The sequence below is a fragment of the Pseudomonas sp. RL genome (assembly GCF_000647775.1).
In the GTDB taxonomy this organism is placed as follows: domain Bacteria; phylum Pseudomonadota; class Gammaproteobacteria; order Pseudomonadales; family Pseudomonadaceae; genus Serpens; species Serpens flexibilis.
In genome coordinates this window covers 1-6,290 of record NZ_JBOY01000119.1, presented here as the reverse complement: position 1 = coordinate 6,290, position 6,290 = coordinate 1, and the positions used below count along the sequence as shown (strand labels likewise).

The following is a 6,290-nucleotide window of genomic DNA, read 5'->3' as shown; positions in this document are numbered from 1 at the left end:
CTTCGACCCCAAACTGGCGCTTGCGCGGTAGGGAGCAAGACGGTATCTACGTCCTCGGACGGCTCAGGGTCCTGCGTAAGGTGGACAACGCTTTCCTTGTCCACCATCGCGCCGGCACGGCGCGCCTGGTTCAGGGCTTCTTGCGCGCCGGCTTGCCGCCGAAGCTCGGTGCCTTGCGGATCGGCTTGGCGTCGGGCTTCTCGCTGGCGTCGAACCAGTTGCCCAGGTGGATCTTGCCCTTGCCGGCCGGCGCGGCCTTGGGTTGCTTGGGCTTCTTGGGTTTCTTCAGCACCAGCCCGCCAAGGGCGGTCTGCGGCACGCGGTGGTCGGGGATGAAGTCCGGCTCGTCGCGGCGCGGCAGCACCTGGCCGATCAGGTTCTCGATGGCGGCCAGCTGATCGACCTCGTCGGCGCACACCAGCGAGATCGCCGCGCCCGTGGCGCCGGCCCGGCCGGTGCGGCCGATGCGGTGCACGTAGTCCTCGGCGACGATCGGCAGGTCCAGGTTGACCACCAACGGCAGGTCGTGGATGTCCAGGCCGCGCGCCGCTACGTCGGTAGCGACCAGAATCTGCACCTCGCCGGCCTTGAAGCGCTCCAGGGCGCGCAGGCGCGACGGCTGCGGCTTGTCGCCATGGATCGAGTCGGCGGCAAAGCCCGCCGCCTGCACTTCTTCCACCAGTTGATCGACGCCCTTGCGGGTCTTGGCGAACACCAGCACCTGGCCCCAGCGCTGCTCGGCCAGCAGGTGCAGGAACAGCTCGCTCTTGCGCTTCTTGTCCACCGGGATCAGCCACTGCTTGACGCTCTTGGCGGCGGTGTTGCGCGGCGCCACCTCGATGTTCAGCGGGTCGCGCAGCAGCTCGCCGGCCAGCTGGCGAATCGCGTCGGAGAATGTCGCCGAGAACAGCAGGGTCTGGCGTTTCTTCGGCAGCGCGGCGAACAGTTCGTCCAGCTCACGGGCAAAGCCCAGGTCGAGCATGCGGTCGGCCTCGTCGAGCACCAGCACCTGCAACTGCTCGAAGCGCACCGCGTTCTGGCGGTACAGGTCGAGCAGCCGGCCGGGCGTGGCGACCAGCAGGTCGATGCCCTTGCGCAGCGCCATCATCTGCGGGTTGATGCTTACGCCGCCGTATACCGCGTAGCTGCGCAGCGGCAGGTTCTCGCCGTAGCGCTGCACGCTCTGCTGCACCTGTTCGGCCAGCTCGCGGGTCGGCGTCAGCACCAGCGCGCGCACCGAGTTGCTCGCCACCTTCGGGCCTTCCATGGTCAGCTTCTGCAGCAGCGGCAGGGCGAAACCGGCGGTCTTGCCGGTGCCAGTCTGCGCGGCGGCGAGCAGGTCGCGGCCCTTGAGCACGGCGGGAATCGCTTCCTTCTGCACCGGCGTCGGCGTGCGGTAGTCGAGGGCGTCCAGGGTCCGCAGCAGCGGATCGATCAGGCCGAGGGATGCGAAGGTCATGGTGGGCTCGTGGCGCGGTGGAAAAGGCGCGCGGATTCTACAGCAACAGCTCGCCCTCCACCGGCACGAAGCGCGTGGCGGCGCGGATCAGCGATTGCGCGGTGAGCGCCGGCACGCCGTACACGCAGCTGGCCACGCCGAGGGCGCGCAGGCGGTCGAGCAGCAGGTCGAAATCGCCGTCGCCGGAGGCCAGCACCACCTCGTCCACCCGACTGGCGGCGTCCAGCACGTCGATGGTGATGCCCACGTCCCAGTCGCCCTTGGCCGAGCCGTCGCTGCGCTGGATGAACGGTTTGAGCTTCACGGTGAAGCCCAGGTTGCGCAGGATCTGCTGGAACTGCTGCTGCTTGGCGTCGCCCCGGTCGATGGCATAGGCATAGGCCTCGACCACCTCGCCGTGCGCCTGCAGCTGGCGCAGGAACACGGCGTAGTCGAAGTGCCGGCCATAGGCCTGGCGCACCGTGTAATACAGGTTCTGCACATCGACGAACACGGCAAGTTTCTTCACAGGCATCTCCCGATTGAGGCGGCGATTATGCGCCCTGCAGGGCGGACAACGTATTTCTTGGTCGCCGTTACACCGGAGCCACGGTTGTGTCCCCAATCAGCGGCCGGGAAAAGCGCCAACCACCCTACGCTCTGCGGGATTTTGTGCCTGAACCCGTGTGAGCTACAGTGTCGCCCCCGTTGTTTGCGGTACGGACCGATGACTGCGCTGACCCTCCTGCGCGACGCCTGGTATTTCTTCCATCGCCACGCCGCGCATCTCGCACTGCTGTGCCTGCCCCTGCTGCTGCTGGAAAGCCTGGCCGCCAACCTGCTGGGGCCCCATCTGGGCGACTGGCAGGGCTCGGCCGATCTGCTCGCCGGGCTGCTGTTCTACCCCATTTACGGCGCCGCGCTGATTCTCTACCTGGACACCCGCAGCCGTGGCCTGACACCCGGCACGGCGGCGCTGCTGGCCATGGCGTTGCGCCTGTGGCCGTCGATGGCGCTGCTCACCGCGCTGAGCAGCCTGCTGACCCTGCTGGGCGCCTCGCTGTTCATCCTGCCCGGCCTGTGGCTGATGGTGCGCCTGGCCTTCGCCGATTTCCTGGTGGTGCTGCAGGGCTTCACGCCGCTGGCGGCGCTCGGCGACAGCATGGCGCTGACCCGCGGCCAGTTCTGGCGCCTCTTCACGGTGATGATGGCGGTCATGCTGCCGCTGTGGGGACTGGAAGCCTCCGTGTCCGGCCTGCTGGCCGAAGGTGCCCTGCTGCCGCAGGTGCTACTGGAAAGTCTGATCGGCTTCGCCCAGCTGTTCGTCGTCGTGGCGCTGTATCGCGGCTTCATGCTCACCGTCAGCGGGCCGATCACCGACACGCCCTGAGCCGTTTCAGCTGCCCGCCGTGCGCGACAGCACCAGGCGCTGGAACAGGCGCGGAAACCAGCGCGACAGCAACTGGCCGCGCCAGCCGACATTGGAAATCACCAGCTGCGTGCGGCGGCGCAACGCGCCCTGGAAGATCGCCTCGGCCACGTCCTGCGCCGACGCCACCCGGCCCACCGCCAGGAGCGCCGGAGCGTTCACCGAGCCGTCACCGGCCAGGGCGTTGCGATGCATGTCGGTGGCGGTGAAGCCGGGGCACACCAGCAGCACATTGACGCCGGCCTCGCGCACTTCCTGGCGCAGGGTGTCGAACAGCCCGTGCAGCGCGTGCTTGCTGGCGTTGTAGGCGCTGCGCAGGTGCAGCGGCACGAAGCCGGACAGCGAGCTGAGCACGATGATCTGCCCCCGGCGCGCCAGCAGGCTGGGCAGCGCCGCCTGGGTGCAGTACAGCGCGCCGAAGTAGTTGACCGCCATGATCCGCTCGAACACCGCGCGCGGGGTATCGACGAAGCGACTGCGCCGAGAGATGCCGGCGTTGTTGATGAGCAGGTCGATGCCGCCGCACTGCTCGATCACTTCCTGTATCACGCGGTCCACCGCCTGCGGATCGGACACGTCGCAGACCCGGCCGACGGCGTCGCTGTTCAGGTGTTCGCGCAGGTGCAGCACCAGGCTGTCCAGCTCCTCGCGGTGCAGGTCGAGAATCACCGGCCGCGCCCCGGCCTGGGCAAAACGCAGCACCAGCGCGCGGCCGATACCCGAACAGCCACCGGTGACCAGCACCACCTTGCGCTCGAACACCTTGCTGGCGAAGACCTTGCGGTACATGGCATGCCACCTCTGCTGTTGGCTTGCCAGCAGCATAGACAAGGGAGGCAACAAGCCGGTCCTGCAGGCCCGCCGCACGGTTTTGCTGGCGTGAACCAGACTCACGCCTCGTGCACGCCGCAGGCGCGCCGTTCCGGCGCGATGGTGGCCAAGGACCAACGTTGACCACCCTACGTCGACCGGCCCCAACGCGGGGTGCCGTGAACGTAGGGTGGCTCACGCTTCACCGAGCCACCGTGCGCGCCGCAGGCGCGCGGTGTCCCGCGCGGTGGTGGCCAAGGACCACCCGACGTCCGTGTCGGATCTAGCGCCGCGGCTTGGCCCGGGCGGTGGGTTCGGCGATCAGCGGGTCGTCCGGCCAGTAGTGCTTCGGGTAGCGGCCCTTGAGGTCCTTCTTCACCTCGGCGTAGGTGTTGGCCCAGAAGCTGGCCAGGTCCTGGGTCACCTGTACTGGACGGTGTGCCGGCGACAGCAGGTGCAGCTTGAGGCCCAGCCGGCCACCGGCGATACGCGGCGTTGCGGCCAGGCCGAACAGTTCCTGAAGGCGCACCGCCAGCACCGGTGGCGACTCGCTGTAGTCGATGCGGATCTGCGAGCCGGACGGCACCGTCAGGCTCTTCGGCGCCAGCTCGTCGAGGCGCTGCGGCAGCGGCCAGGGCAGCCGGTTGTGGAGGATCGACGACAGGTCCAGGTTGGCGAAATGACTGAGGCGGCTGACCTTGCCCAGGTAAGGCCCGAGCCACTCCTCCAGGCTGGCCAGCAGCGCCGCGTCGGATACGTCCGGCCAGTCGCCGGCCTTGCCCTGTTCCAGGTCCAGCCCGCGCAGCAGCAACACGCGCGCCTGCCACTGGCGCAGCTCCGGGGTCCAGGGCAGCAGCTCCAGGCCCTTGCGGCGTACCAGCTCGACCAGCGCGCGGGTGCGCGCAGCCTCGTCCAGCGCCGCCAGCGGCTCGCGACTGAGCACCAGCTCGCCGACCCGGCGCTGGCGTTCGGCGCGCAGCACGCCTTCGCGCTCGTCCCAGTCCAGCACCTCCTGGACGCTGACCTGCTCGGCCAGCACCGAGTCGAACAGCGCCGGATCGAGATCGGCGGCCAGGTAGATGCGTTCCTCGCGCTGTCCCTGGCGACTGCCCAGGTCGGCGATCACCAGCCACTCGTGCTTCATCAGCGCGTCCGGCTCGCCGAACTGCGCGGCGCGGCCGTTGGCCAGCCGGTAGTCGCCGCCTTCGGCGCGGCGCTGGCGGGCGACGCGGTCCGGGTAGGCGAAGGCCAGCAGCGCGCCGAGCCAGCGCGGATGTTCGGGATCGCTCACCGCCGCGCTGGCCGATCCGATCAGTTGCTGGCGGTACTGCCGCGCCAGCTGGCGGATGCGCTGCAGCGCGCCGCGACTGCCGCCGCGCGCCTCGCCGGAGAGCAGCGCCAGCCGACTGTGCAGGTCGGCGCCGGCGCCGCGCAGGATGTCGCGCTCACCCAACAATGCCGCCAGCTCGCAGGCCAGCGCGGTCAGCCCCAGCGCCTGCCCCTTGAGCAGCAGGTGGGCGATGCGCGGATGCGCCGGCAACTCGGCCATCGCCTGGCCATGAGCGGTCAGCACACCGCGCGTATCCAGCGCGCCGAGGCGGCGCAGCAGCTCGCCGGCCTGGGCGTAGGCGGCGGGCGGCGGCGCATCCAGCCAGCTCAGCTCGTCCGGCGTCACGCCCCAACGGGCCAGTTGCAGGGCCAGGCTGGACAGGTCAGCCTGGACGATCTCCGCGCTGTCGTAGGCGTTGAGCTGGTCGTGCTGGGTCTCGCTCCACAGCCGGTAGCACACGCCCGGTTCCAGGCGCCCGGCGCGGCCGGCGCGCTGGGTGGCGCTGGCCCGCGAGATGCGCTGGGTGGCCAGACGGGTCATGCCGCTGCCGGGGTCGAAGCGCGGCACCCGCGCCAGGCCGGCATCGATCACCACGCGCACGCCATCGATGGTCAGGCTGGTTTCGGCGATGTTGGTCGCCAGCACGATTTTTCGTTTCCCCGCCGGCGCCGGCTCGATGGCCGCGCGCTGGGCGTTCAGCTCCAGCTCGCCGTGCAGCGGGCAGAGCAGGATGTCGTCGCGTCGACCCAGTTGTTCGGCGAGCTGCTCGTGCACGCGGCGGATCTCCGCCTGGCCGGGCAGAAACAACAGCAGGCTGCCCGGCTCCTCATCGAGGGCCTGCAAGACCGTGTTAACCACGCGCGGCTCGATGAACTCGCCGGGCTGGCTCGGCCGGCCCCAGCGCACGTCCACCGGGAACATGCGTCCTTCGCTGCGCACCACCGGGGCGTCATCGAGCAGCGCGCTCAGACGCTCGCCTTCCAGGGTTGCGGACATCACCAGCAGCTTGAGCGGCGTGTCGCGCAGCAGCGCGCGGCCGTTCAGGCACAGCGCCAGGGCCAGGTCGGCGTCCAGGCTGCGCTCGTGGAATTCGTCGAAGATCACCAGGCCGACGCCCTCCAGCGCCGGGTCGGCCTGCAGGCGCCGGGTGAGGATGCCCTCGGTGACCACCTCGATGCGCGTGTTCGGGCCGACCTTGCTGTCCAGGCGGATGCGGTAGCCGACGGTGTCGCCGACCGCCTCGCCGAGCTCGCTGGCCAGCCGCTCGGCGGCGGCACGCGCGG

At 69.8% G+C, this 6,290-nt stretch carries 5 protein-coding genes; 1 reads left to right on the top strand and 4 read right to left on the bottom strand.

All coding sequences use genetic code 11. The features are described 5' to 3' along the window. Positions 1–130: 130 nt before the first annotated feature. Complete coding sequence (locus tag AS93_RS0115810; RefSeq protein WP_027591515.1) at positions 131–1,459, bottom strand: DEAD/DEAH box helicase; 1,329 nt, start codon at positions 1,457–1,459, stop codon at positions 131–133. 37 nt (positions 1,460–1,496) lie between these two features. Next, entirely contained in the window at positions 1,497–1,967 is a 471-nt protein-coding gene (locus AS93_RS0115805; protein WP_027591514.1) for an NYN domain-containing protein, read from the bottom strand. A 198-nt stretch (positions 1,968–2,165) separates the two neighbouring features. Between AS93_RS0115805 and AS93_RS0115800 the strand changes: the two genes are divergently transcribed. Continuing rightward, entirely contained in the window at positions 2,166–2,828 is a 663-nt protein-coding gene (locus AS93_RS0115800) for a hypothetical protein (protein ID WP_027591513.1), read from the top strand. 6 nt (positions 2,829–2,834) lie between these two features. Here AS93_RS0115800 and AS93_RS0115795 read toward each other — a convergent pair whose 3' ends face one another. Together AS93_RS0115795 and hrpB are read right to left on the bottom strand one after the other, a co-directional pair. Then, entirely contained in the window at positions 2,835–3,656 is an 822-nt protein-coding gene (locus AS93_RS0115795) for an SDR family oxidoreductase (protein ID WP_027591512.1), read from the bottom strand. A 304-nt stretch (positions 3,657–3,960) separates the two neighbouring features. After that, positions 3,961–6,290 (bottom strand): ATP-dependent helicase HrpB (gene hrpB, locus AS93_RS0115790; protein WP_027591511.1); only part of this gene is annotated, 2,330 nt, incomplete at its 5' end.